Origin of the sequence: Pseudomonas sp. 3JA, from assembly GCF_036961705.1 — a bacterium.
Classification (GTDB): Bacteria; Pseudomonadota; Gammaproteobacteria; order Pseudomonadales; family Pseudomonadaceae; genus Aquipseudomonas; species Aquipseudomonas fluorescens_Q.
Genome location: NZ_JBAMDJ010000028.1, coordinates 55,236 through 78,762 on the forward strand (window position 1 = coordinate 55,236; position 23,527 = coordinate 78,762).

At 61.4% G+C, this 23,527-nt stretch carries 18 protein-coding genes and 1 pseudogene; 7 read left to right on the plus strand and 12 right to left on the minus strand.

Annotated elements, in window-relative coordinates; all coding sequences use genetic code 11:
* Nucleotides 1-74 precede the first annotated feature (74 nt).
* Nucleotides 75-842 carry a coniferyl-alcohol dehydrogenase gene (locus V7773_RS20790; protein ID WP_336074868.1) on the minus strand — a complete coding sequence of 256 codons (768 nt, stop codon included), beginning with the start codon at nucleotides 840-842 and terminating at the stop codon, nucleotides 75-77.
* Nucleotides 843-911: 69 nt separating this feature from the next.
* Nucleotides 912-2,384: a benzaldehyde dehydrogenase gene (locus V7773_RS20795; protein WP_063321434.1), complete on the minus strand. Its 1,473-nt coding sequence runs from the start codon at nucleotides 2,382-2,384 to the stop codon at nucleotides 912-914.
* Nucleotides 2,385-2,668: 284 nt separating this feature from the next.
* On the opposite strand from V7773_RS20795, the gene V7773_RS20800 reads away from it, so the two are divergent.
* The gene (locus tag V7773_RS20800; protein WP_336074869.1) at nucleotides 2,669-4,444 is read left to right on the plus strand and encodes a sigma 54-interacting transcriptional regulator; all 1,776 of its coding nucleotides are present in this window, start codon (nucleotides 2,669-2,671) and stop codon (nucleotides 4,442-4,444) included.
* Between the two features lie 174 nt (nucleotides 4,445-4,618).
* Here V7773_RS20800 and V7773_RS20805 read toward each other — a convergent pair whose 3' ends face one another.
* The gene (locus V7773_RS20805) at nucleotides 4,619-5,521 is read right to left on the minus strand and encodes an AraC family transcriptional regulator (protein ID WP_336074871.1); all 903 of its coding nucleotides are present in this window, start codon (nucleotides 5,519-5,521) and stop codon (nucleotides 4,619-4,621) included.
* Between the two features lie 199 nt (nucleotides 5,522-5,720).
* Here V7773_RS20805 and V7773_RS20810 point away from each other — a divergent pair.
* The 3 genes and pseudogenes from V7773_RS20810 to V7773_RS20820 all read left to right on the plus strand — a co-directional run.
* Nucleotides 5,721-5,903, plus strand: a pseudogene (locus tag V7773_RS20810) (sugar ABC transporter substrate-binding protein); the annotation flags it as partial.
* A 156-nt stretch (nucleotides 5,904-6,059) separates the two neighbouring features.
* Nucleotides 6,060-6,833: an L-iditol 2-dehydrogenase gene (locus tag V7773_RS20815; RefSeq protein ID WP_057450291.1), complete on the plus strand. Its 774-nt coding sequence runs from the start codon at nucleotides 6,060-6,062 to the stop codon at nucleotides 6,831-6,833.
* 194 nt (nucleotides 6,834-7,027) lie between these two features.
* Nucleotides 7,028-7,879, plus strand: coding sequence for a CAP domain-containing protein (locus tag V7773_RS20820; RefSeq protein ID WP_063321438.1), 852 nt, complete (start codon nucleotides 7,028-7,030; stop codon nucleotides 7,877-7,879).
* A 19-nt stretch (nucleotides 7,880-7,898) separates the two neighbouring features.
* Here the strand turns inward: V7773_RS20820 and V7773_RS20825 are convergent, their stop codons facing one another.
* Nucleotides 7,899-8,795: a LysR family transcriptional regulator gene (locus V7773_RS20825; RefSeq protein ID WP_336074876.1), complete on the minus strand. Its 897-nt coding sequence runs from the start codon at nucleotides 8,793-8,795 to the stop codon at nucleotides 7,899-7,901.
* 100 nt (nucleotides 8,796-8,895) lie between these two features.
* On the opposite strand from V7773_RS20825, the gene V7773_RS20830 reads away from it, so the two are divergent.
* From V7773_RS20830 to V7773_RS20840, 3 genes are read left to right on the plus strand one after another with little or no spacing between them, the layout of a single operon-like run.
* On the plus strand, nucleotides 8,896-10,245 hold the full coding sequence (locus V7773_RS20830; RefSeq protein WP_336074878.1) for an acyclic terpene utilization AtuA family protein: 1,350 nt from the start codon (nucleotides 8,896-8,898) through the stop codon (nucleotides 10,243-10,245).
* Nucleotides 10,245-10,568 (plus strand): AtuA-related protein, encoded by a 324-nt coding sequence (locus tag V7773_RS20835; protein ID WP_003201468.1) that lies wholly within the window; start codon nucleotides 10,245-10,247, stop codon nucleotides 10,566-10,568. Before V7773_RS20830 ends, V7773_RS20835 begins: the two co-directional genes overlap by 1 nt.
* Before the next feature lie 50 nt (nucleotides 10,569-10,618).
* Nucleotides 10,619-11,926 carry a CitMHS family transporter gene (locus tag V7773_RS20840; RefSeq protein WP_336074881.1) on the plus strand — a complete coding sequence of 436 codons (1,308 nt, stop codon included), beginning with the start codon at nucleotides 10,619-10,621 and terminating at the stop codon, nucleotides 11,924-11,926.
* Between the two features lie 177 nt (nucleotides 11,927-12,103).
* Here the strand turns inward: V7773_RS20840 and mqo are convergent, their stop codons facing one another.
* The 8 genes from mqo to V7773_RS20880 all read right to left on the minus strand — a co-directional run bounded on the left by mqo (nucleotide 12,104) and on the right by V7773_RS20880 (nucleotide 23,510).
* Nucleotides 12,104-13,747 (minus strand): malate dehydrogenase (quinone), encoded by a 1,644-nt coding sequence (gene mqo / locus V7773_RS20845; RefSeq protein WP_092141388.1) that lies wholly within the window; start codon nucleotides 13,745-13,747, stop codon nucleotides 12,104-12,106.
* 384 nt (nucleotides 13,748-14,131) lie between these two features.
* Nucleotides 14,132-15,337, minus strand: a complete 1,206-nt coding sequence (locus V7773_RS20850; protein ID WP_336074884.1) for a DUF1624 domain-containing protein — start codon at nucleotides 15,335-15,337, stop codon at nucleotides 14,132-14,134.
* A gap of 174 nt (nucleotides 15,338-15,511) precedes the next feature.
* Nucleotides 15,512-16,882, minus strand: coding sequence for a hybrid sensor histidine kinase/response regulator (locus V7773_RS20855; protein WP_336074886.1), 1,371 nt, complete (start codon nucleotides 16,880-16,882; stop codon nucleotides 15,512-15,514).
* Nucleotides 16,866-18,023, minus strand: coding sequence for an alcohol dehydrogenase-like regulatory protein ErcA (ercA, locus tag V7773_RS20860; protein WP_092222169.1), 1,158 nt, complete (start codon nucleotides 18,021-18,023; stop codon nucleotides 16,866-16,868). The genes V7773_RS20855 and ercA overlap by 17 nt, the downstream gene beginning before the upstream one ends.
* A gap of 132 nt (nucleotides 18,024-18,155) precedes the next feature.
* Nucleotides 18,156-18,227 carry a pyrroloquinoline quinone precursor peptide PqqA gene (pqqA, locus tag V7773_RS20865; RefSeq protein WP_003253598.1) on the minus strand — a complete coding sequence of 24 codons (72 nt, stop codon included), beginning with the start codon at nucleotides 18,225-18,227 and terminating at the stop codon, nucleotides 18,156-18,158.
* Nucleotides 18,228-18,502: 275 nt separating this feature from the next.
* Entirely contained in the window at nucleotides 18,503-20,023 is a 1,521-nt protein-coding gene (exaC, locus tag V7773_RS20870) for an acetaldehyde dehydrogenase ExaC (protein WP_336074888.1), read from the minus strand.
* Nucleotides 20,024-20,328: 305 nt separating this feature from the next.
* A complete protein-coding gene (locus V7773_RS20875) occupies nucleotides 20,329-22,104 on the minus strand; it encodes a PQQ-dependent methanol/ethanol family dehydrogenase (RefSeq protein WP_336074889.1) in 1,776 nt (591 codons plus the stop codon).
* 296 nt (nucleotides 22,105-22,400) lie between these two features.
* Nucleotides 22,401-23,510 carry an RHS repeat-associated core domain-containing protein gene (locus tag V7773_RS20880; protein WP_336074891.1) on the minus strand — a complete coding sequence of 370 codons (1,110 nt, stop codon included), beginning with the start codon at nucleotides 23,508-23,510 and terminating at the stop codon, nucleotides 22,401-22,403.
* Nucleotides 23,511-23,527: the final 17 nt, after the last annotated feature.

The window sequence follows — 23,527 nt, forward strand, 5'->3', positions numbered from 1 at the left end:
TATTGTTATTTTTGGGCATGGCTTTGCAGCCAACACGCTCGGGTAGCGGCTTGCACCGTTCTACGGATGCGCATTCAGATGTAGGTGGAGGCCAATCCACCATCGACCGGCAGGTTGACGCCGTTGATCCAGCGCGACTCGTCGGCACACAGGAAAGCGATCACCGCCGCCACCTCATCGGCGTAAGCAGGACGTTTCATGCGATGGGCATCGGCCTGGGTCCGGGCCTCGCCGAGCATGCTCACGAAGTCGTCGAGGATCGGCGTGAACACCGGGCCTGGCGCAACACTGTTCATGCGCACCGAATGCTCAAGAAACCAGGGTTGGGCCTGCAGATAGGTCCAGACGATCAAGGCTTCCTTGAAGTACTGGTAGCAGGTCTGGTCCGGCACCCGGTGGTCGGCCAGCCAGGCTTGCGCGGCGGCAAAATCCTCGATGCGCGCCAGCGCCTTGTGCTCTTCCAAGCGCAACGGCCATTCGGCGCCGAGGATCGAGGCGATATTGACGATGCTGCCGCCCGCGTTGATGCGCGGCAGCAGCGCACGGCTCAAGTGGCGCAACCCAAGGTAGTTGACCCGCGCCAGCAGTTGCGGGTTTGCGGTGCCCGGCACCCCGGCGATGTTGCACAGGCTGTCGAGCCGTGCGGGTAGCTGCGGCAGCAACCGTTCGATGTTTTCGGCGCTACTCAAATCACCTTGCACAAAACCGTCCAGGGTCATGTGCGGCGCCTTGAGGTCGACGCCAATCACGTGGGCGCCATGAGTGCGCAGCAGGCTTGCCGTGGCAGCACCAATGCCTGACGAGACACCGGTGACCAGCACAATCTTGTTGTCGAGTTTCATGTTGAGTCCTCTTATTATTTTTGTGTACTCGCAGGGCCCTCAGCTCATCGGGCCCTGTAAACCTGCCTGTCAGAAGGGGTAGACCGGCGCCTTGTCCTTGACCGTCACCCACTGCCATTGGGTGTATTCGTCCCAGTCCGCCGGGCCGCCGACGCTGCCGCCATTGCCCGAGGCGCCGCGCCCGCCGAACGGGTTGATGCACTCATCGGCGACGGTCTGGTCATTGATGTGCAACATGCCGCACTGCAACCGCTCACCGATGGCCATGGCCCGGCCCACCGACGACGAAATGATCGCCGCCGCCAAACCGTACTCGGTGCGGTTGGCCAACTCGACGGCTTCATCATCGGTGGCGAAGCTGACCACCGTTGCCACGGGGCCGAAGATTTCCTCATCGAAGGCACGCATGCCCGGTTTCACGCCGCTGAGCACGGTGGCCTGGTAGAACAGTCGATCGTGCTCGCCGCCTGCCTCCAGCCGGGCGCCGGCGCGCACGGAGTCGCTGACGATGTCGTGCACCCGTTTCAGTTGCCGCTGATTGATCAGCGGCCCCAACGCGGCTTCGCCCTGGGCGGCGTTGCCTACCGTCAAGGCCCGGGCCTTTTCCACCAGTTTGCGGGTCAGTTCTTCGGCTATGGATTCATGGGCAAGGATCAACCCGGTGGCCATGCAAATCTGCCCTTGATGCAGCCAGGCGCCCCAGGCCGCATTGCGGGCGGCGAGGTCGAGGTCGGCGTCTTCAAGAATGATCAGCGGGTTCTTGCCACCCAACTCCAGCGCGACCTTCTTCAGGTTGCGCCCGGCGACTTCAGCGACTTTGCGACCGGCACCCGTGGAACCGGTAAAGGCGATCATGCGCACGTTAGGGTCACGGCACAGTGCCTCACCGGCATCCGCCGCGCCGGGCAACACTTGCAACAGGCCCTTGGGCAGCCCTGCCACCTCGAACAAACGAGCGATGAGAAAACCGCCGCTCACCGGGGTCTGCGGATCCGGCTTGAGCACCACCGCATTGCCCGCCGCCAGGGCTGGCGCAACGGAGCGCATGGACAGCACCAGGGGAAAGTTGAAGGGCGAAATCACGCCGACCACGCCATGGGGCTGCCGCCGCGCATAAGACAGGCGCCCCGCCTCGCTGGGCAGGACCACCCCATGGGCCTGGGATAGCAGGCCGGCGGCCTGATGCAACAGCACGATGGCTTCGCGCACTTCGTGTTGACCCTTGAACAGCGCAGCGCCGGTCTCCCGAGCCACGTACAGTGCCAGTTCGTTGAAGGAATGCTCGGCCACCTCGGCGGCCTTGCGGAAGATCGCCGCGCGTTGCCGCGGGCCCAGCGCCGCCCACCCCGGCTGCGCCAGGGCTGCGTCGCGGCTGGCCTTGGCAATGTCGGCGGAGTCGGCCGTGGCACAGCGCATCAAGCGCTCACCGGTGGCCGGTTCAATGATCGATTGCAGCGGCCCCGACGCAGGCACCCAGTCACCGTTGAAGACACATTCCGACTCGATCACCTGGGACAACAGGTGGCTTTTGGATGCAGACATTTAACACTCCCGGCTCTTTGTTGTTGTCATCGTTTGCCGCACCTGGAAGGTATCGACGCAAACGCCGTGCAAGTGCTTGAGCAAGCGCTGTGCCGGTTTCGCCCGCGGACGTTGATAAACCTGGCGCAGGGCTCTGGATCAATGCTCTGCATCAAATGCAAGGCTGATGACGCATCTACCGACGTGGCCGTTGGCCAGCTGCCACTTGTTCATTTGATAAAGTTATGCTTAATAACTATCTCGCCAGATGATCATTTCGATCACCCGCCATCAGGGGCATAACAATGAATAATCCCCACTGCCAATTGCCGGATCACCGGATCGCCACCGAGCACTTCCGTCCACGGGGTGACAGCAACGAGCTGACCGACAACAGCTCGCCCACGACGGCAGAACTCACCGCATGTCTGTTTTTCTCCCCCGACGATGGCCGTATCTGGCTCAACGACCAACGCATGTTGCTGCTGCACAGTTCATCCTTCGGTGCGTTGCGCCGGGAAATCATTGAACGCCAGGGGCTGGAACAAGCCCGGGGGATGCTCACCCGCACCGGCTATTCCTCCGGCGCCCGGGACGCCCGGCTGATTCGCGAACGCTGGCCCCACGCCGATGCCGCGGCGGTATTTCGTGCCGGCACGCATCTGCACACCCTTGAAGGCATGACCAAGGTCGAGCCGCTGCATTTCAAGTTCGATGCCGACTCCGGGTTCTATGAAGGGGAATTTCTCTGGCACCACTCCTGTGAGGCCGACGAGCATGTCGCCGCCTATGGCACCGGGCAGGATCCGGTGTGCTGGACCGAACTGGGCTATGCCATCGGTTTCGTCAGCGGGTTGTTCGGGCAACTGGTGATCTTCCGCGAAGTGGAATGCCGAGGCATGGGACACGAACGCTGCCGAGTCGTCGGCAAGACCGCCGAGCAATGGGGCGATGTCGAGCAGGACCTCAATTACCTCAACGCCTCACCGCCAACGGTCGTCGCGCGCACCGACAGCCAGTCCGACAGCCTTGCCGGCACCGCCCCGCTGCCGGACAGCGAACAGCCGCTGATCGGTGCCAGCGCCGCCTTCAACGCCGCGACCCAAGCCTTGCAGCGGGTGGCCTTGACCCCCGCCACCGTGCTGGTCAGCGGCGAATCCGGCGTCGGCAAGGAGATGTTCGCCCGCCAGCTGCACCAACTGAGTCGCCGACGCGATGGTCCGTTCATCGCCCTCAACTGCGCGGCCATCCCCGACAACCTGATCGAAGCCGAACTGTTTGGCGTCGAACGCGGTGCCTATACCGGGGCCACCCATTCACGTCCCGGTCGTTTCGAGCGAGCCCATGGCGGCACGTTGTTCCTGGATGAGATCACCTGCCTGAGCCTGGCCGGGCAAAGCAAGTTGCTGCGCGCCTTGCAGGAGCGGGAAATCGAACGGATCGGTGGTGGCCACGGCATCAAGGTCGATGTACGGGTCGTGGCGGCCACCAACATCGACCTGCGCAAGGCCGTGGCGGACGGCGCGTTCCGTGAAGACCTGTTCTATCGGCTCAACGTCTACCCCATCGCCTTGCCGCCCTTGCGCGAGCGTCGCGATGACATACCGCTGCTGATCAATGCCTTCCTCAAGCGCTTTTGCCAGGAATACGGCCGCACCCCGATGGGCCTGACCATGCGCGCCTTGAAGGTCCTGCTGCGCTATGACTTCCCGGGCAACGTGCGCGAATTGCAGAACCTCATTGAGCGCGGCCTGATCGCCAGCGAAGAAGGCCAGGCGATTGACCTGGTCCATCTGTTTCGCAATGAGCAACTGCCGGTGGACGCGTATTCCGTGGACCTGCACGGCGGTCTCTCGCCAATGGGCATGGCCGCCAACGACCCCGCAGAAAAACCGGCGTTGCTCCAGTCCCTCAGCCAACTGGACTCGGACTTCTCCATTGACGGGCTGGAGTCACGGCTGATCAACGAAGCCCTGCAACTGAGCAGCGGCAACCTGGCAGCGGCCGCACGCTCATTGGGGCTGAGCCGGGCACAGTTCGCGTATCGGTTGAAGAAGCATCAAAAAGGTGTACCGGACTGAACACCGAACCTGGGAGATGTTGCGAAGGCAGGTCTTGGGGCCGCTTCGCGCCCCAGCGGGAGCAAGCTCCCTCGCCACGGGTATATCGCCGGCCTTGAGTGAACAACATTACCTGTGGGAGCGAGCTCGGCTCCCACACTGGCTGTTCAACGACGGCCAACATGGCAGGCTCCGTCAAGCAGGGGCAAAAGCGCCCCGCCGGTACTCGCTGGGGGTCTGGTTCATTTCTATCCGAAAATGCCGGTTGAAGTTGGACAAGTTGTTGTAGCCCACTTCAAAACAGATATCGGTCACGGGCATTTCACTCTGCAACAACAAGCGACAGGCACGCTGGACCCGCAGCTTGCGCATCAAGTCAATGAAACCGTGCCCGGTGATGCGCTTGAAGAACCTCGAGAAGCCTGGCTCGCTCATGTCCAATTGGCGGGCGATCACCGACAGGCGCAGGTCGCCGGTGAGTTCGGCTTGCAAGTATTCGAAGGCTTTATGGATGCGCTCGGAGCTGCGCGCATCGAGGGTCGGCGCATAGCAAGGGCTCGCCAGGCTCAAGGCTTCGTCGCCGGGGGCTTGGTTGAGGGTGTCAAGCAGTTCCAGGAACAGCGCCAACCGCGCCAGTCCCTGGGCCGGGCCGATGGCCTCCAGCAGGTGCGCGGCCTGCCGCGCGGTGTTGCCGCCGAAGGCCAGGCCGCGGCGGGCACGCTCGAACAGGCCCTGCAGATCGCCCAGTTCGGGCAGGGTTCGGCGCAAGGTCAGCAGCGTGGCACCGTCGAACTGCAAGACCACGTCGCGCCCGGGCAGGTGCTCGCCCGACGCCAGGTCGCCCATCCAATCGTGGGGCAAGTCCGGGCCAATCATCGCCACGTGGCCTGGGCCAAACGGACCGATGTAGTCGCCCGCCAACAGCTTGCCGCTGCCCTGGCGGATCAGGTGGATTTCAAATTCAGGGTGATGGTTCCAGCGCGCCATCGGGTACGGGTAATCATGCTCGTACCAGCGAAAACTGTGTTCGGGCTCAGGCAGGATGACTTCCAGTTCGGCTGGTCGCTGCTCGAACAGCGGCGTTCGGGGATCAGGCATGTCGCGCCTCTTTTATCGTTATAGCGGGCACCTTACGCCGAGTGCGCAGCGCTTCGCCAGCCTCGGCCTGACCGGTCACTGATACTTTTTTAACCCGCACCTGTCGCACTCAAGGGCGTTAAAAAAGTATCAACGCACGATCCTCCCTGCGTTTGTCGGCCTCCACGGGCGCTGCTGTAATCGGCTTGCCATTGGCGACGAACCGGTGCCGTACGTGGGCATCCAGTATGTGACGATTCCAGAGTTCCAAGCCATCGGCACCTCCGTCGGCAAGCTGTTTACCGCCGCCCTCACCGGACAGATCACGGTGGAACAGGCATTGGCTTCGGCGCAATCAAGTACCGAGCGGGAGATGAAGCGGGCCGGGTATCCAAAGCAATAACGATTGGCACCGGCCTTTTGTGGCGAGGGAGCTTGCTCCCGCTGGGTCGCGCAGCGGCCCCACATCGGCGAGTGCTACGCACTCGAGCGGGAGCAAGCTCCCTCGCCACAAGGCGGTGTGCGCCGCCTACCACCTAGACTGAAGACAGGACAACCCATGAAACGACTGGAAGGAAAAAGTGCCCTGGTGACCGGCGCCGCCCGCGGTATCGGCAGGACATTCGCCCAGGCCTACATCAACGAAGGCGCCACAGTGGCGATCGCCGATATCGACCTGGAGCGAGCCCAGGCCACCGCCGCCGAACTGGGCGATAGCGCCTACGCGGTCAAAATGGACGTGACGGACCAGGCGTCGATCGACCAGGCCATCGAGGCCGTGGTGGCCCGGGTGGGCAAGCTGGATATCCTGATCAACAACGCCGCGCTGTTCGACCTGGCGCCCATCGTGGAGATCACCCGCCAGAGCTATGAGCGGCTGTTTTCCATCAATGTCGCCGGCACGCTGTTCACCCTGCAAGCGGCGGCGCGGCAGATGATCCGCCAGGGCCATGGCGGCCGGATCATCAACATGGCCAGCCAGGCCGGTCGGCGTGGCGAAGCGCTGGTCGGTGTCTATTGCGCCACCAAGGCAGCGGTGATCAGCCTGACCCAGTCCGCCGGGCTGGATCTGATCAAGCATCGGATCAACGTCAACGCCATCGCCCCCGGCGTGGTGGATGGCGAGCATTGGGATGGCGTGGATGCGCTGTTCGCCCGCCACGAAAACCTGCCGTTGGGGGAAAAGAAGCGCCAGGTAGGGCAACAGGTGCCCTATGGCCGGATGGGCACGGCGGAGGACCTCACCGGGATGGCGATTTTCCTCGCCTCGGCGGAGAGCGAGTACGTGGTCGCGCAGACCTATAACGTCGATGGCGGGAACTGGATGAGCTGATAATCTGCGATTTTATGGCCTTGAAACGACGGAAATGGACTTATTCGCCTGAAAGTTGATCCCACTATTTGAGGATCATCCCGAACGCTACCCAACGGTGCCGTTCCAAGGGATTTCAAAAGAGCGTGAATACCGTTGCCCCAGCGGGGCAAAAATTGCGCATCATAGGCGCCGTCCGCTCAAGGGAGATTTACATGCGTGCCATTTCATCCGTCATGGGTCTTGTCGTGCTGTCGCTGGGCCTGCTATTCACCACCGGTGCCACGGCCACCGAAGAGACGCAACTGGTCGAGTCCATCAACCTTTACCGCAGCCAGTCCCAAAGCTGTGCCGGCCAGGCCTCGCTGGAGTTGCCACCGCTGGCGATGGATTCCCGGCTGATCCTGTCGGCCAATGGCATCGGCGACCTGCAGCAGGCGCTGGCGCGGGCGGCCTATCCAATGGTCAACGTGCAGGCCATCAGCCTGTCCGGGCCGCGCGACGCACAATCAGCCATGAAAGCCGTCCAGGAAAGCTTCTGCCAGGTAGTACTCGACCCGCAGTTCATCGACATCGGCGTCAGCCGCCTGGACCGCGAATGGCGCATCGTGCTGGCGCGCCCACTGTTGTCGGCGCGCCTGGGTGATTGGCAAGCCGAGGGCCAGAAGCTGCTGAAACTGATCAACAGTGCCCGCACCCAGCCGCGTCGCTGCGGCACCGAAACCTTCGCCGCCACCACGCCGCTGGCCTGGAACGCCACCTTGGCACTGGCCGCTGTGAACCACACCCGGGCCATGGCCAACAACAATTTCTTCGACCACAAGGACCGCGACAACCGCATGCCGGGCGACCGCGCCGAACTGGCCGGCTATCTGGGCCAGTTGATCGGCGAGAACATCGCCGCCGGACAGGACACTGCGCTCAAGGTGGTGGACGGCTGGCTGGCCAGCCCGGGGCACTGCGCCAACCTGATGAACCCGCAGTTTCGTGAATTGGGCGCCGGGTACGCGAGCGATCCGAAAAGCGATGCCGGGATCTATTGGACGGCAATGTTTGGTACTCAATAGCGCGGTGGCCCGATCAACTTCAGGGTCCGTGGCTGGCATCGTCCTTGTGCAGCACCTGTCGCAAATGCTGCATGAACTGACTCAACGAAGGTGATTGGGCCACCGGCTTGCGTTGCAACAGGCCTATCGAGCGCTTCGCCGGCTGGTCGATGGCGGTGACAGCACACTGCTCGCCAATGTTGAACACCGCCGTGCAACTGGCCGGCAACAGAGAAAACCCCAATCCTTCGCGCACCAGGGCCGTGGCCGTGCTCATGTGCGCCACTTCCCAGGCCGGCACAGGGTCGACGTTCAAATAGCGCAACGCAGCGTCAGCCAGGGGCCGGATGCTGGTGTCAGGCGTGAGGGCAATATAGGGTTGCCGCTTCCAGTCGCCCTGGCCGTCACGCTGCGGGTCTTTGTGGCTCAGCAACACCAGATTGTCATCCAACAGGCGCACAAAGCTCAGTCCGGACAGATCGTCAGGCAACGAACTGATGCCGGCGTCCACCTCCCCTCGCTGCACCCAGCCCATGATTTCCCCGGCGCGGCCGTCCAACAAGCTCACCGTCACGCCAGGGTTCTCGTGCTGGAAAGAAGCGATGGCGATCGGCAGGAATGACGCCGCAGCAGTGGGCAAGGCGGCCAGCCGGAGCGTGCCACGACTCAGGCTCAGGGTGTCGCGAGCATCGCGCACGGCGTCGTTCATGTCCCGGAGCATGCGCCGCGCCTGGGGTAGAAAATGCTCACCGGCCGGGGTCAGCTCGACGCTGCGGGTATTACGCGCGAGCAACTGCAGCCCCATGCTCTCTTCCAGTTTGCGGACGCTATAGCTCAGCGCCGGCTGGGACAGGTGCAATTGTTCTGCCGTGCGGGTAAAGCTCGACGTCTCGGCGATGAGGATAAAGGCACGAAGCTGTCGAAAAGTAACGTTCATGGCCAACTTATAAAATTAATGAATCAATTGATTCTACCTTTAAAATTCACAGAACAATCCAGTCTCTCCACTATGGGGCCACCCCTCAGTGGAAAACGACATGACAAAAACAATTCTCGTCGGCTGCGGCGCCGGTTTCGCCAATGATCGACCCGACGCCGCCCTGCGTCTGGCCCAGGACCTGGCACAACGCGGCGGCCAGCGCTACATCATGCTGGAACTGCTGGCTGAACGGACCCTGGCCGAGGCGCAACTACGCAAACGCCTGGATCCCCAAGCGGGATATTCCGTGCGCCTGTTCGATTTCCTCGAGCCCATGCTCGACGTCTGCATCGAGGCTGGCATCCCGATAATCACCAACGGCGGCGCCGCCAATCCCAGGGCGGCCGCGCAACGGCTGCGCCAGACGCTGGCGGGCCGCTTCCCTGCACTGAAAATCGCCTGCGTGCTGGGTGATGATTTGTTGGAAGAAACACCGCCCCGTTACGAACGATGGCTGTCCTCGGAGCCCTTGGAACAGCCCGTGGCGGTGAACGTCTACACCGGGGCCGACGGTATCGCCCAGGCGTTGGCCCAGGGCGCTGGCATCGTGCTGTGTGGCCGGGTCGCGGATCCGTCGTTGGCCGTAGGCGCGATCCGCCATGGATTGGGGTGGTCGGCGGACGATTGGCAGAAAATGGCGATCGCCACCACCGCTGGCCATCTGCTGGAGTGTTGCACCCAAGTCACGGGTGGCTATTTTGCCCATCCTGGAATGAAAGACGTTCCGGACCCGGCCAATCTCGGCTGCCCCATTGCTGAAGTCCATCAGGATGGCCGCCTGATCATCGGCAAAACCCGCAACAGCGGCGGACGGGTCAGCGAACAGACGGTCAAGGAGCAGCTCCTTTACGAAGTACACGACCCTCGACGCTATCTGACCCCGGACGTGGTGCTGGACCTGGGCCAGGCCCGTGTACAGGACTTGGGTGATGACCGTGTTGAAATCAGTGGCCTGCTGGGTCATCCGCGTCCCGACACACTCAAGGGCCTGGCGGGTGTGCGAGGCCTCTGGTTCGGCGAGGCGGAAATATCCTACGCAGGCCCCGGCGCCGTGGCGCGTGCCGCCCTGGCGCGGGAAATCCTGCTGCAGCGCTTCGACCAGTTGGCACCCGGGGTCCAGCCCTGGATCGACCTGTCCGGGGTCGCCAGCCTCTTCAACGATCAGGGCGGTCGATACCTGCAACAGCAACTGGCCCAGGCGCCCGCCCTGGAGGATGTGCGCGTGCGGATCGGCCTGACTCACACCGACCGACGGCTGGTGGAGGCCCTGCTGGCAGAGGTCGAGTCGCTCTACACCAACGGGCCGGCGGGCGGCGGTGGCGTCCGGCGACACCTCGCCGAGACCGTTACCACCCGCAGTTTCCTGCTTCCGCGAGATGAAATCCATACAACCCTGGAGTGGTACTGATGAACCTGGTCACCCTCGCCGACTATGCCCATGCCCGTGCTGGCGACAAGGGCAACATTCTCAGCATCGCCCTGTTCCCCCACGATCCGGCCCACTACCCATGGCTGCTACGGGAATTGACCTGCGCCCGAGTGGCCGAGCAATTCGCGACGCGACAGCCCTCCAAGGTGCATCGCTATGAACTGCCGAACCTGAATGCGCTGAATTTCGTGCTCGAGGACGCCCTGGAGGGCGGGGTGAACCGCAGTTGCGGTCTTGATCGTCACGGCAAGAGCCTGAGTTACCTGCTTCTGGCCTTGCGCCTGCCCGGCCCGCAAGGCTGATCGACTTCGCCCGCGAACCTTCGACAACAATAAAAAAGAGAGGCTGCAACATGATTACAACCCTGGGTTTCCTGATGATGCTCGCCATTATCGGGTTGATATTGCTACGCAGGATCAGCCCGGTGGTGGCGTTCACCACCCTTCCCGTGATCGTTTGCCTGCTGGCCGGCTTCAATCTCGGGCAGATCGGCGAATTCATCAAGACCGGCCTGATCACGGTGGCCCCGACCGCAGCACTGTTTCTGTTTGCCATCCTGTTCTTCGGCATCATGCGCGACCGGGGATTGTTCGATCCCTTGGTCAACCTGCTGATCCGCAGCACGGGCGGCAAGCCGCTGGCCGTGGCACTGGTGACGGTATTGGTGACGTCAGTGGTCCATCTCGACGGCGTCGGCGCCGCCACATTCTTACTGACCATCCCGGCCCTTCTGCCCTTGTATAAACGCCTGAACATGAGCCCGGCGATGCTGTTGTGCCTGGTGGGCACCACGGCCGGCGTGATCAATATGGTCCCTTGGGGTGGAACGACTGCACGCGCCGCCGCAGTGTCGGGGCTGGATGCCACCCAACTGTGGCTAGGCTTGCTGCCAGTGCAGATGGTGGGCCTGGCGTGCATGCTCGTTGTCGCGACAGTGTTGGGCTTGCGCGCCCAACGTCGCCAACCGATGTCGCTGGGCGCGGCTGCAACCTGTGACATGGACAGCCTGCAACCCCAAGACCGTGAACTCGCCCTCTCCCCGCGAGGACTGCGTTACTGGCTGAACGTGGCGCTGACCGGTGGGATCCTGGCGTGCCTGTTCACCGGCATTTTTCCCTTGTATGCCTGTTTCATGGTGGGATTGGGCATCGCCCTGCCCTTGAATTTCCCGTCCCTGGACGCCCAGGCCGAACGCCTCAAGGCCCATGCGGCCGATGCGCTGCAAATGGTCCTGGTGATGATGGCCGCCGCCGTTCTGCTGGGCGTGCTTTCCGGCGCAAAGATGTCCGACGGCATGGCATTGGCACTGATCGATACCATGCCAGCCGGTTCCGCCCAATATCTGCATGTGATCGTCGGCTTCTTCGGGGTCCCTCTGGGGATGATCTTCTCACCGGATGCCTACTATTTCGCCTTGCTGCCAGTGATCAGGGACGTGGCCACTGCCGCGGGTGTCCCCCTCGAGGCCGTGGCCCGGGCCATGTTGATCGGCGAGAACACCGGATTCTCCATCAGCCCGGTGGTGCCCAGCGTGTACCTGGCGCTGGCGTTGTCCGGCGTAGAGCTGCGCAAGCACATGGCCTATACGTTCTTCTGGGCCTGGGGCGTCAGCCTGGTGATGCTCGCCTTCGCGGTGGCGACTGGAGCGGTACAGGTTTGAACAAGCGGTGAATGCGGGATGAGTTCAGATGATCCTTCGCATGTTGAGCAGATCAAGCATTGATGCTGACTGAGCGTGCGCCATCGCGAGCAGGCTCGCTCCCACAGGGTTAACCGAGCCCAAAAAAAACGCCGCTCAATGAGCGGCGTTTTTGTACCTCACCAGACGGCGTCCGGTTTACAGCGCCATGTCAGCCGCTGGGTTGGCTTCACGGGCAGCGGCCGGCTTGGCCGGTGCCGCGGTGGCGCCTGGCTTGCCGATCGCCGGCGGAGGATCCAGTTGCAGGACCTCGCTGGTGTAGGCCCATTCCTGGGCGACACGCTCAGGGTTATCGTTGAGCTTGGTGCCGTAGCTTGGCACGATCTGGTGCAGTTTTTCCTGCCAGGCCGGGCTGGCGACCTTGTCCTTGAAGACCTTCTCAAGCACGGTCAGCATGATCGGTGCGGCGGTCGAGGCGCCTGGCGAGGCACCCAGCAGGCCGGCGATGCTGCCGTCCTGGGACGCAACCACTTCGGTACCGAGTTTCAGTACACCGCCCTTCTCTTCGTCACGCTTGATGATCTGCACGCGCTGACCGGCCTGCCACAGGCGCCAGTCTTCCTGCTTGGCCTCCGGGAAGTACTCTTTCAGGGCGTTGAAGCGATCTTCATCCGACAGCATCAGTTGACCGGCCAGGTACTCGACCAGTGGGTACTGTTCGATACCGACCTTGGTCATCGGCCACACGTTGTGGGTGGTGGTGCTGGTCAGCAGGTCGAAGTACGAACCGTTCTTCAGGAACTTGGTGGAGAAGGTTGCGAACGGGCCAAACAGGATCACGCGCTTGCCATCGAGCACACGGGTGTCCAGGTGCGGAACCGACATCGGCGGCGCGCCCACCGAAGCCTTGCCGTAGGCCTTGGCCAGGTGCAGTTGGGCAACCGTCGGGTTTTCGGTGACCAGGAACGAACCACCCACCGGGAAACCCGCGTATTCACGCGCTTCCGGGATGTCGGACTTCTGCAGCAGGTGCAAGGCACCACCGCCGGCGCCGATGAACACGAACTTGGCGTCGGTCTCGGTTTCGGTACCGTCTTTCAGGTTCTTGTACGAAACGCGCCAGGTGCCGTCTTCGTTGCGGGTGATCTCTTCCACTTCGCTGGACAGCTTGAGGGAGAAGTTCGGCTTGGTTTGCAGGTAAGCCGCGAATTGACGCGTGATTTCGCCGAAGTTCACGTCAGTGCCCAGTGGACTCCAAGTGGCCGCGACTTTCTGGCTCGGGTCACGCCCTTGCATCATCAGCGGCACCCACTTGCTGATCTGCTCGCGATCTTCGGAATACTGCATGCCGGCGAACAACGGGCTGGCCTGGAGGGCTTCGTAGCGCTTCTTCAGGAACGCGATGTTCTCGTCGCCCCACAAAAAGCTCATGTGCGGCGTGGAGTTAATGAACGAACGCGGGTTCTTCAACACGCCGTTCTTGACCTGCCAGGACCAGAACTGACGGGAGATCTGGAAGGCTTCGTTGATTTCGATGGCCTTGGAGATATCGACCTTGCCGTTCTTGTCTTCCGGCGTGTAGTTCAGCTCGGCCAGCGCAGAGTGACCGGTACCGGCATTGTTCCAGCCGTTGGAGCTCTCTTCGGCAACACCGTCCAGGCGCTCGACCATTTCCATGGTCCAGCCCGGCTCCAGCTCATTGAGCCAGACGCCGAGTGTCGAGCTCATGATGCCCCCACCAATGAGCAAGACATCCACTTTTTTTGGCTCGGCGGCATGCGTGGTCGCAAGACCCATCGCCATCGCCAGGCCCAGTAGCGCCGTGTGTGTTTTCTTCAACATGTGTGTATCCCTAGGATGAACGCCATTCCGTCCACCTGTCCTGATCACGGATAGCCCACGTCCATGGCCGGCAACGCCAGCAGGGCGGCTATCGAGAAGGACCGGAGGATGGACCTACAGGGCCGAGCAATACGTCGGCCTCTCGTTTATATCTCTCCGGCGCTGACTTCTTGTAGGTCTTGGCTTCAGCTGGGGTGAGGGACGCTGCGAACGGTGTTCATCGGGCATGGCGCGGCCGTGTCCGATTGTCGCAGCGGGGGGAGTTTACATAAGGAAATAAACAGACCGAAACGTCTTTTTACATTCCTGACAAAAACGCCGACCAAATGACGGCATTTTAATGGCCCTGATCGCCACCGTTCGCGCGACCAGAGCCCCCGCGGGTCAGAGATACTTGAGGATCGCGATATCACGCCGCCGTTGCTTGAGCCCGGCAAACCAACGTGTCGGAAAAAACAGCACGACACCCAGCAACACACTCCACAACCACACCATGGGTAAATCATCGAATCCGAAATAGGTACCCTGGTTGGTGCCCCAGATGGCAACGGCGGTCAGGTACAGGGCCTTGAGCACGTAAAGGTGCAGCAGGTAGAAAAACATCGGTGCGCCGCCATAGATCGCCAACAGCGCGATGGCTCCCCGATCCCGGGCTTTTTCAAAGAGTGCCAGCAATATCAGCCCTATTCCCAGGGTCGGCATCAGGAACATCAGCGACGGTGGATACTTCGTCGCGCTCATGAAGCTCATGAAGGTGCGTAGCGCGTCGCCGGTCTGGAGCCAGGGTTTGTCGCCGTACACGTTCAGGTAACGGATAAGCACAAAGGCCAGCAGCAGGCCCAGCCCCATCTTGAACAACCGTCGCAGGCGCACGGCGGGGTCAACATCCTTGCCAAACCACGGCCCGATGGCCCAGCCCAGCAGGATCACGCCGATCCACGGCAGCACCGGATACGTGGTACGGGCCCGGGTGAACTCGGTGATATCGATGAATGCCCGTTGATGAAGAATCGACCACGGCACGAAAAACGGCGAGCCAGGCCCTGGCACCACACCGTCCAACAGATTGTGTCCAGCAACGATGGCAACGCCGAGGACGATCAGCCAACTGCGCTTGAGGTGCAACAACGCAGCCAGGACAATCATGCAAATGCCAATGCACCAGATCACTTGCAACCACAGTGTCTTGGGCGGGAACTCGGCGTTCCAGGCGAAACACACGAAAGTCAGTTCCAGGAAAACCAGGAACAGGCCACGCTTGAGCAGGAACAACGAGGTCTGGCCGGCGGTGTGTTTCTGGCTGTAGAGCCAGGCCGACAAACCGGTGAGGAAGATGAAGACCGGGGCACAGAGCGTACTGAGCAGGCGGGTGAAATACAGGTCCGGGGTCACGCTCAGCGCATCGATGGGGTCGGTGACCTGACGGTGCAGCAGGAATGTCTCGCGAACATGATCCACCAGCATCAGCAGCATGACGAAACCTCGCAAGGCATCGATGGCGAGCATGCGCACATGGGTTTTGGCGGCGCTGATTGCAAATAAAGGCGCGATGACGCCGGACGGGCTCGTCATGCTTGAAGGTAGGCTCATGGCTTTACTCGGATGGAGGTCGTTGGTCCGTGCAAGGCAGGTAATGAGAATTCCTGCCAAACGGAAACGGATAACATAACACTGAATTGTTATCGCGCGCAGGCTCGCTGCCACTGGGGATTGTGGTGGAGACGGTTTCGGGGACCTCACCAGGTGAGGCCTGCCTCGGGTCCCCTACCCGAGCATCTGACTCAACACCGCCCGCAACTTGCCAGGCTTGAGCGGTTTGTTGAGCAGCGGCGCGCCCAGTTTGCGCAAGGCGCGGCGGCACTGGTCGCTGCGGTCGGCGGTGATGATCACCGCAGGGATCGCCTGGTGGAAATGCTCGCGCAGGTGCTTGACCACTTCACAGCCCACGACCCCGTGATCCAGGTGGAAATCCGCCAGGATCAGCTCCGGCGCACAGCCTTGCAGCACATCCAGGGCGCCCGCTTCGTCGGTGGCGGTCAAGACTTCGCAGCCCCACTGCCCCAACAACGCCGCCATGCTTTGCAAGATGCTCAACTCATTGTCGATCACCAACAAACGCCGCCCCGGTAGCGGGTTGCCCGCGACCGCCTGTACCGGAACCTGGGACACTGGCAGGGGTTTTTCGCTGGACAGCGGCACCTCGATACTGAACACCGAGCCCCGTCCCGGCCGAGAACGCACCTTGACCCGGTAACCGAGGATGTGGGCGATACGTTCGACAATCGCCAACCCCAGGCCCACGCCTTTGCGATCCGCCGCCCGGCCGACATCGAGTTGGTTGAATTCGAGGAAAATCGACTCCAGGCAATCGGCAGCGATGCCCCGCCCAGTGTCCCAGACCTCGATGCTCAAGCGCCCTCCCCGGCGCCGGGCCGCCAGGAGAATACCGCCCTGAGTGGTGTAGCGGCAGGCATTGCTCAGCAGGTTGCGCAGGATACGGCTGATCAATCGCAGGTCGGTCAGCACGGCTTCATCGCCAAACCGCACCCGCAATTCCAACCCCGCGGCGCCGGCCACCGATTGAAACTCGGAAACCAGCGGCCCCAACAACTCATCCAGCCGATACGGCGCCAGGTCGGGCTTGACGGCGGCCTGGTCCAGCCGGGAAATGTCCAGCAGGTCGGTGAGCAGGTCTTCGGCCCCTTCGAGCGCCTGATGAGTCCGCTCCACCAGTACATGTTCGGCGGTAGGCAACTGGCGCTCACGCAACGTGGCGATCAGCAGGCGGGCCGCGTTGAGTGGCTGCAACAGGTCATGGCTGGCGGCGGCCAGGTACTTGTCCTTGCTGCGGTTGGCGGCCTGGGCGGCGTCCCGGGCATCGCGCAACTGCTGCTCGATCAGTTCGCGCTGGACAATCTGCTGCTGCAGGTTGTGGTTGGCCTCCAACAACGCGTCGGTGCGCTCGGCCACCCGCTGTTCCAGTTGATCATTGAGCTGTTGCAGGTGTTGCCGGGCCTGCTCCAGCTCATCGAGGCGCGCCGCCAGTTCCGGGTAGTGACTCTTGCGCGTTGAGTGATTGCCCAGCCCCAACAGCCCGGCCAGGGCTTTTTGCTGCTCGTCAGAGGGCTTCGCCATAGACGACCTCGACATCCCGCTGGCTCGACTCCCGAGGGTTGGTGAGGATGCACGGGTCGTGCATCGCATGCTGCGACAGGAACGGAATGTCCGAGGTGCTCACGCCATGCAGGCCCAGCGTCTCGTGGAAGCCGATGGTGTGCTTGAGGGCAATCAGGTGTTCCACCAGCCGAGTGCGGATCTGCCGGTGGTTGAGTCCCCGGCAGTCGATGCCCAGCGTCTCGGCAATCACCTTGAAACGCTCCGGCGCCGAGTTGTAGTTGAACGCCACCACGTGCTCCACCAGTACCGCGTTGCACAAACCATGGGGCAAATCGAGGAAACCGCCCAGGCTGTGGGACATCGCGTGGACCGCGCCGAGGATTGCGTTGGAAAACGCCAGCCCGGCCTGCATGCTGCCCAGCATGATTTTTTCCCGCAGGGCGATGTCCGCCGGGTTGGCGATCATCTGCACCAGGTTGCCATTGATCAGGCGCATGGCTTCCAGGGCATGGGGGTCGGTCAACGGCCCGTGACCGGTGGACACGAACGCCTCGATGGCATGCACCAGGGCGTCGATGCCGGTACAGGCGGACAGGAACGGGTCCATGCTCAGGGTGGTTTCCGGGTCGATCAGCGACACGTCCGGCACCGCCGCCTTGCTGACAATGGAGAATTTCATCCGTTCTTGCTGGTTGGAGATGATCACGAACTGCGACACGTCCGCCGACGTCCCCGCCGTAGTTGGGATCAGGATCAGTGGCGGGCTGGGCACGTGCAGGGTATCGACGCCTTCGAACTCGAGGATGTTGCGACCGTGGGCAACGACAATGCCGATGCCTTTGCCGCAATCCATCGGGCTGCCACCGCCCACCGCGACGATGACATCGCAATGGTTTTCCCGGTAAAGGTCGGCACCGAGCATCACTTCCTCGACCCGCGGATTGGGTGAGACCGCGCTGTAGACGCAGTAGTCGATGCCTTGGGCCTGGAGACTTGCTTCGACGTCGGCCACCCAACCGGCGGCGATGACCCCGGGATCGGTGACGATCAGCACCTTGCGTGCACCGAAAGTCTTGGCGTAATTGCCGACATTGTGCCGACAACCGGCACCGAACATGATTTCAGGGGAAACGAACTTGCGCAGCGGGCTGAGGCTCATCTTTTCAGGTACGTGGCTCATCGGTAAGCCTGTTGTTATTGTCTTGGGATACCTTGAGCCTAAAGCATCCCACCGCGATTGCAATCAGACCAATGGGTAGCCCGGCCTGAACGCGTCAGGCCGGGCTGGCACTCATCGGTTGGCGAAGTACATCGTCACTTCAAAGCCAATACGCAGGTCGGTAAACGCGGGTTTAGTCCACATGGGTCTTTCCTCTTCTTGTACCGGGCGATTCCGGCAAGTCATTAATGCATACCCCACCCAAGGCTCGAATGCTACTTTCGAAGCGGTGGAGGGAGTGCGTTGGTACTACTGCAGAGCGGGCACCTGTGGCGAGGGAGCTTGCTCCCGCTGGGGCGCGAAGCTCCCCTTCTTCAAGGCACTGCATTTGAGTGCTTGATGATTACTTTTGGGGCCGCTGCGCAGCCCAGCGGGAGCAAGCTCCCTCGCCACAGTGTTCACTCACTCGATGTCGGGGGTTAGAAGAACCCCAGCGGATTGATGTCGTAGCTCACTAGCAGGTTCTTGGTCTGCTGATAGTGATCGAGCATCATCTTGTGGGTTTCACGACCCACGCCGGACTTCTTGTAGCCACCGAACGCGGCATGGGCCGGGTACAGGTGGTAGCAGTTGGTCCAGACGCGACCGGCCTTGATCGCCCGGCCCATGCGGTAGGCGCGGTTGATGTCGCGGGTCCAGAGGCCGGCGCCGAGGCCGAACTCGGTGTCGTTGGCGATCGCCAGGGCTTCGGCTTCGTCCTTGAAGGTGGTCACGCCCACTACCGGGCCGAAGATCTCTTCCTGGAACACTCGCATCTTGTTGTGGCCCTTGAGCAGGGTCGGCTGGATGTAATAGCCGCTCGACAAATCCCCCTCGAGTCGCTCGGCGGCACCGCCAGTGAGCAGCTCGGCGCCCTCTTGCTGGGCAATATCAAGGTACGACAGGATCTTGTCGAATTGCTGCTCGGACGCCTGGGCGCCGACCATGGTCTCGGTGTCCAGCGGGTTGCCACGCTTGATCTTGGCGATCTTTTTCATCACCTCGGCCATGAACGGCGCGTAGATCGACTCTTGCACCAGGGCCCGGGATGGGCAGGTGCAGACTTCGCCCTGGTTGAAGAACGCCAGCACCAGGCCTTCGGCGGCTTTCTCGATGAAGGCCGGCTCGGCCTGCATGATGTCTTCGAAGAAGATGTTCGGTGACTTGCCGCCCAGTTCCACGGTGGACGGGATGATGTTCTCGGCGGCGCATTTCATGATGTGCGAGCCGATCGGGGTGGAACCGGTGAAGGCGATCTTGGCGATGCGCTTGCTGGTGGCCAGGGCTTCGCCAGCCTCGCGACCGAAACCATGGACGATGTTCAGCACGCCGGGCGGCAGCAGGTCGGCGACCAGCTCGATGAAGACCATGATCGATAGCGGCGTCTGTTCAGCCGGCTTGAGCACGATGCAGTTACCGGCAGCCAGGGCCGGGGCGAGTTTCCAGGCGGCCATCAGCAGCGGGAAGTTCCACGGGATGATCTGCCCGACTACGCCCAGCGGCTCGTGGAAATGATAGGCCGTGGTCAGTTCGTTGATCTCGGCCGCCCCACCCTCTTGGGCGCGGATGCAGCCGGCGAAATAACGGAAATGGTCGGCCGCCAGCGGCACGTCGGCATTGAGGGTTTCGCGTACGGCCTTGCCGTTGTCCCAGGTCTCGCTGACAGCGAGGATTTCCAGGTTCTGCTCGATACGGTCGGCGATTTTCAACAGCACCAGGGAACGGTCCTGCACCGAGGTCTTGCCCCAGGCATCGGCCGCGGCATGGGCTGCATCCAGGGCCTTGTCGATGTCGGCGGCGCTGGAACGTGGGAATTCGGCAATCACTTCACCATTGACCGGGGACGTGTTCGTGAAGTATTCGCCGTTGACCGGCGCGACGAAGTCGCCGCCGATGAAGTTGCCATAGCGCGGCTTGAAGGAAACGACGGCGCCTGGAGTTCCGGGTTGTGCGTAGATCATGATGGGCCTCTGCCTGGTCGATGCCTGTCGCGGGACAGGCGATAGACCGATGGTAGAGAGCCCCGCGCGGCGGACGAATGCGTCGTTGGCAGGGGGACTCTCGTTATTTGGTCGTAGATTCAGAGCAAGGCATCCGCGAACGTGAACCCATCGCAGATACCTTTGTGGCGAGGGAGCTTGCTCCCGCTGGAGTGCGAAGCGCTCCCCTTACCTCGGTTCATAGCCGAAAAATCTGGCCCGCCGGGTTGGCGACTGCTTCGCAGCCGAGCGGGAGCAAGCTCCCTCGCCACGCTTCAGTGCAGATATCAGCGTTTGGCCACCAACGCTTTCGGCAACTTGAAGGTCCAGAGCATCCCGCCCTGGTTGAAGTCCTTCACGCGCTTGGCCACCTCGCCCCCCCACAGCGGCACCGCGCCGCCCCAGCCGGAGACCACGGAGACGTATTGCTCGCCGTCCATTTCCCAGGTGACGGGCGAACCGAGCACGCCGGAGCCGGTCTGGAATTCCCAGACCTTTTCCCCGGTCTTGGCGTTGAACGCCTGCAGGAACCCTTCAGGCGTGCCGGTGAACACCAGGTTGCCCTTGGTGGTCAAAACCCCGCCCCACAGCGGCGCGAAGTTCTTGTGGCGCCAGACTTCCTTGCCAGTCTTGGGGTCGATGGCCCGCAACACGCCGATGTAATCCTCGTTCAGCGGCTTGATGGTGAAACCGGCGCCGAGGAACGCCGCGCCTTTCTTGTAGGCGATGCCTTCGTTCCAGATGTCCATGCCCCATTCGTTGGACGGCACGTAGAACAACCCGGTGTCCTGGTTGTAGGCCATCGGCATCCAGTTTTTCGCGCCGAGGAAGGCCGGTGCGACAAACACCGAACTGCCCTTGGCTTCGCTGCCCGGCGCACCCGGACGGCTGGCCTCGTTGTAGATCGGCCGTCCATCCTTGTCCAGGCCAGTGGCCCAGGTGATCTTGTCGACAAACGGGAAGCCGCGGATGAACTTGCCGTTGGTGCGGTCGAGCACGTAGAAGAAGCCGTTACGGTCGGCGGTCGCTGCCGCCTTGATGTCCTTGCCGCCTTCCTTGTAGTTGAACGAGATAAGCTCGTTGACGCCGTCATAATCCCAGCCGTCGTGAGGCGTGCTCTGGAAGTGCCATTTGATGGTGCCGTCGTCCGGGTTCAGGGCCAGGCGCGACGACGAATAGAGGTTGTCGCCAGGACGCAGGTGGGAGTTCCAAGGAGCCGGGTTGCCGGTACCGAACAGCAGCAGATTGGTTTCCGGGTCGTAGTAGCCACCCAGCCAAGGCGCGGCACCGCCGGTCTTCCAGAGATCGCCCGGCCAGGTCTTGCCCGCCTCGCCGCCGGAAATGCCATTCTCGATGGCTTTGCCGTCCTTGTAGACGTAGCCCATGTGGCCTTCCACGGTGGGGCGGGTCCACAGCAATTCGCCGTTCTTCGGATCATAGGCACTGATCTGGCCCACCACACCAAACTCGCCACCGGCCACGCCGGTGATCAGCTTGCCATTGACGATCAACGGCGCGGCGCTGATGGAGTAGCCTTCCTTGTGGTCGGCAACCTTCTTGCTCCACACCACCTTGCCGGTGTCCTTGTTCAAGGCCACCAACTTGGCGTCGAGGGTGCCGAAGAACACCAGGTCGCCGTACAGCGCCACGCCACGGTTGATCACGTCGCAGCAAGGGCGGATGTCATCGGGCAGGCGCGCATCGTATTGCCACAGCTTCTTGCCGGTGCGCGCATCCACCGCGAACACCCGTGAATAAGAACCGGTGAGGTACATCACCCCGTCCTTGATCATCGGCTGGGCTTGCTGGCCGCGCTGCTTTTCGCCACCGAAGGAAAACGCCCAGACCGGCCGCAGATCCTTGACGTTATCGATATTGAGGGTATCGAGCGGGCTATAGCGCTGGCCCTGGACACCCAGGCCGTTGGTCACGATCTGCTCGGGGTTCTTCGGGTCCTGGAGAATTTCCTGATCGGTCACGGCGGCCAGGGCCGAACCGGACAGCAGCATGGCACTGAGCAGCAGGCTCACGGCGAACGGTTGGCGACGTGCGGGTTGACTCATGACGGCTACCTCTGCGGTTATTGTTATACCCGGGAAATTTTCCCGGTCTGTCGCAGATTCTTGGCCCCAGGGCCGCTGGCAACAATTGCCCGCAGTGTTGAGTTTTCTAGTTCCTTGGTACATGTGGGAGTGGCAACCCGGCCGTCACATCCAGGCTTGGCCCCCTCATTTGACGAGGGATTGACTCTTCGATCAAGCGCTGGACTTGCAAATAACTTTCCAAATTACGAAGCAACGGCGAACATCCATCCTCTAAAACCGGGTCTCTTCCCAAAACCCAATATTTCATATTGTGGTCATCTCTCAAAATAATTATTGTAAAGATCCAGAGCCTGTTTTCGCAAATTAACCAGCTCTTTAGATGTCACCAGCTCCAGCCTCTCCCTATAAGAAATAACTGTTTTATGGTCAAACCCTTTGCCCTCAACCCCATGACGCAAGAGTTCGCTAAGCTTCATATTGTCAGGCTGAGCATCCAAATACTCAAATAGGTCCCGATAGTGCACCCGCTCGGTAGCTGATGCGCTCTGCATGAGGTTGTAATTAGGACCTGTGAATTTTTGCTGCAAATTTATCGGAGCATTAGATCGATTCCAATTGTCGGGAAGCGCTCTATTGGCAAGATGATCAAGCCTAATAGAAGCCCCATACAGCTTATTGCTTTCGATTAAGCCCAACTTCTTTGCATCCTCCACCAACAAATCTCTTTGCAATTTAATTTGAAGCTCTTTGGCCGCCTCATTTATTTGTTTAAACCGAGAATACGAACGCTTACCTAGAGAGCTCGGAACTCCCGCTTTTGTCCGAAAGCCATCACCCAAATAAATTTTGGTCAGGCTCCCCCTCCTACCTGGCCAAAAAAATAACAATGGGGAGTTCCCTGTAGGATCGTTTCTATTTACCGGATCACCCAAGCAATATGCATAAGGGTTTAGCCCGCCTTTCCCAAACGGGCTGAACCTGTCCGGACTATTAAATCGCATTAACACCGGATTGAAGGCTCGATAGCCATTGCCCAGTAAATAATGCCCTGTCACCGGGTCTGGCCGCTCGCCGTTGAAAGCCAGCAAGCTGGCCAAACCGCTTTCGGCAAGACGGTGGCCGTAAGGCGAATAGGCGATGGAATGTTGCTGATCGCTTGGATCCAGCGCATGTAACACCGACCGCTGGTAATCGGTTGCCAGTAACGTGGTGCTGAGTGCATCTCCTTGTCGCCGTTGTTGCGCAAGCAATTGAGCACCTTGTTGGATTATCGAATATTGTATGGCACCTTGAATTTCCGTGACCAAGCGTTTTTTGCGATAGAAATATTGAAGATCAGGTTTACCCATCGACACGTAATCGCTCAGTCGATCGAGGGCATCATAATGGTATCCGCAGAGCAAAGTTTCGCATTGAGATTGCATTGGGCACCTCCCAGAGG

Excerpts from the sequence above, each read along its gene's own strand:
- V7773_RS20805 (WP_336074871.1), bottom strand. The coding sequence starts at position 5,521 with ATGCCTGATCCCCGAACGCCGCTGTTCGAGCAGCGACCAGCCGAACTG.
- V7773_RS20880 (WP_336074891.1), bottom strand. The coding sequence starts at position 23,510 with ATGCAATCTCAATGCGAAACTTTGCTCTGCGGATACCATTATGATGCC.
- V7773_RS20835 (WP_003201468.1), top strand. The coding sequence starts at position 10,245 with ATGAACCTGGTCACCCTCGCCGACTATGCCCATGCCCGTGCTGGCGAC.
- V7773_RS20795 (WP_063321434.1), bottom strand. The coding sequence starts at position 2,384 with ATGTCTGCATCCAAAAGCCACCTGTTGTCCCAGGTGATCGAGTCGGAA.
- V7773_RS20820 (WP_063321438.1), top strand. The coding sequence starts at position 7,028 with ATGCGTGCCATTTCATCCGTCATGGGTCTTGTCGTGCTGTCGCTGGGC.
- V7773_RS20790 (WP_336074868.1), bottom strand. The coding sequence starts at position 842 with ATGAAACTCGACAACAAGATTGTGCTGGTCACCGGTGTCTCGTCAGGC.
- mqo (WP_092141388.1), bottom strand. The coding sequence starts at position 13,747 with ATGTTGAAGAAAACACACACGGCGCTACTGGGCCTGGCGATGGCGATG.
- V7773_RS20855 (WP_336074886.1), bottom strand. The coding sequence starts at position 16,882 with ATGGCGAAGCCCTCTGACGAGCAGCAAAAAGCCCTGGCCGGGCTGTTG.
- V7773_RS20815 (WP_057450291.1), top strand. The coding sequence starts at position 6,060 with ATGAAACGACTGGAAGGAAAAAGTGCCCTGGTGACCGGCGCCGCCCGC.
- V7773_RS20875 (WP_336074889.1), bottom strand. The coding sequence starts at position 22,104 with ATGAGTCAACCCGCACGTCGCCAACCGTTCGCCGTGAGCCTGCTGCTC.
- V7773_RS20800 (WP_336074869.1), top strand. The coding sequence starts at position 2,669 with ATGAATAATCCCCACTGCCAATTGCCGGATCACCGGATCGCCACCGAG.
- V7773_RS20850 (WP_336074884.1), bottom strand. The coding sequence starts at position 15,337 with ATGAGCCTACCTTCAAGCATGACGAGCCCGTCCGGCGTCATCGCGCCT.
- V7773_RS20825 (WP_336074876.1), bottom strand. The coding sequence starts at position 8,795 with ATGAACGTTACTTTTCGACAGCTTCGTGCCTTTATCCTCATCGCCGAG.
- V7773_RS20840 (WP_336074881.1), top strand. The coding sequence starts at position 10,619 with ATGATTACAACCCTGGGTTTCCTGATGATGCTCGCCATTATCGGGTTG.
- V7773_RS20830 (WP_336074878.1), top strand. The coding sequence starts at position 8,896 with ATGACAAAAACAATTCTCGTCGGCTGCGGCGCCGGTTTCGCCAATGAT.
- ercA (WP_092222169.1), bottom strand. The coding sequence starts at position 18,023 with ATGAGCCTCAGCCCGCTGCGCAAGTTCGTTTCCCCTGAAATCATGTTC.
- exaC (WP_336074888.1), bottom strand. The coding sequence starts at position 20,023 with ATGATCTACGCACAACCCGGAACTCCAGGCGCCGTCGTTTCCTTCAAG.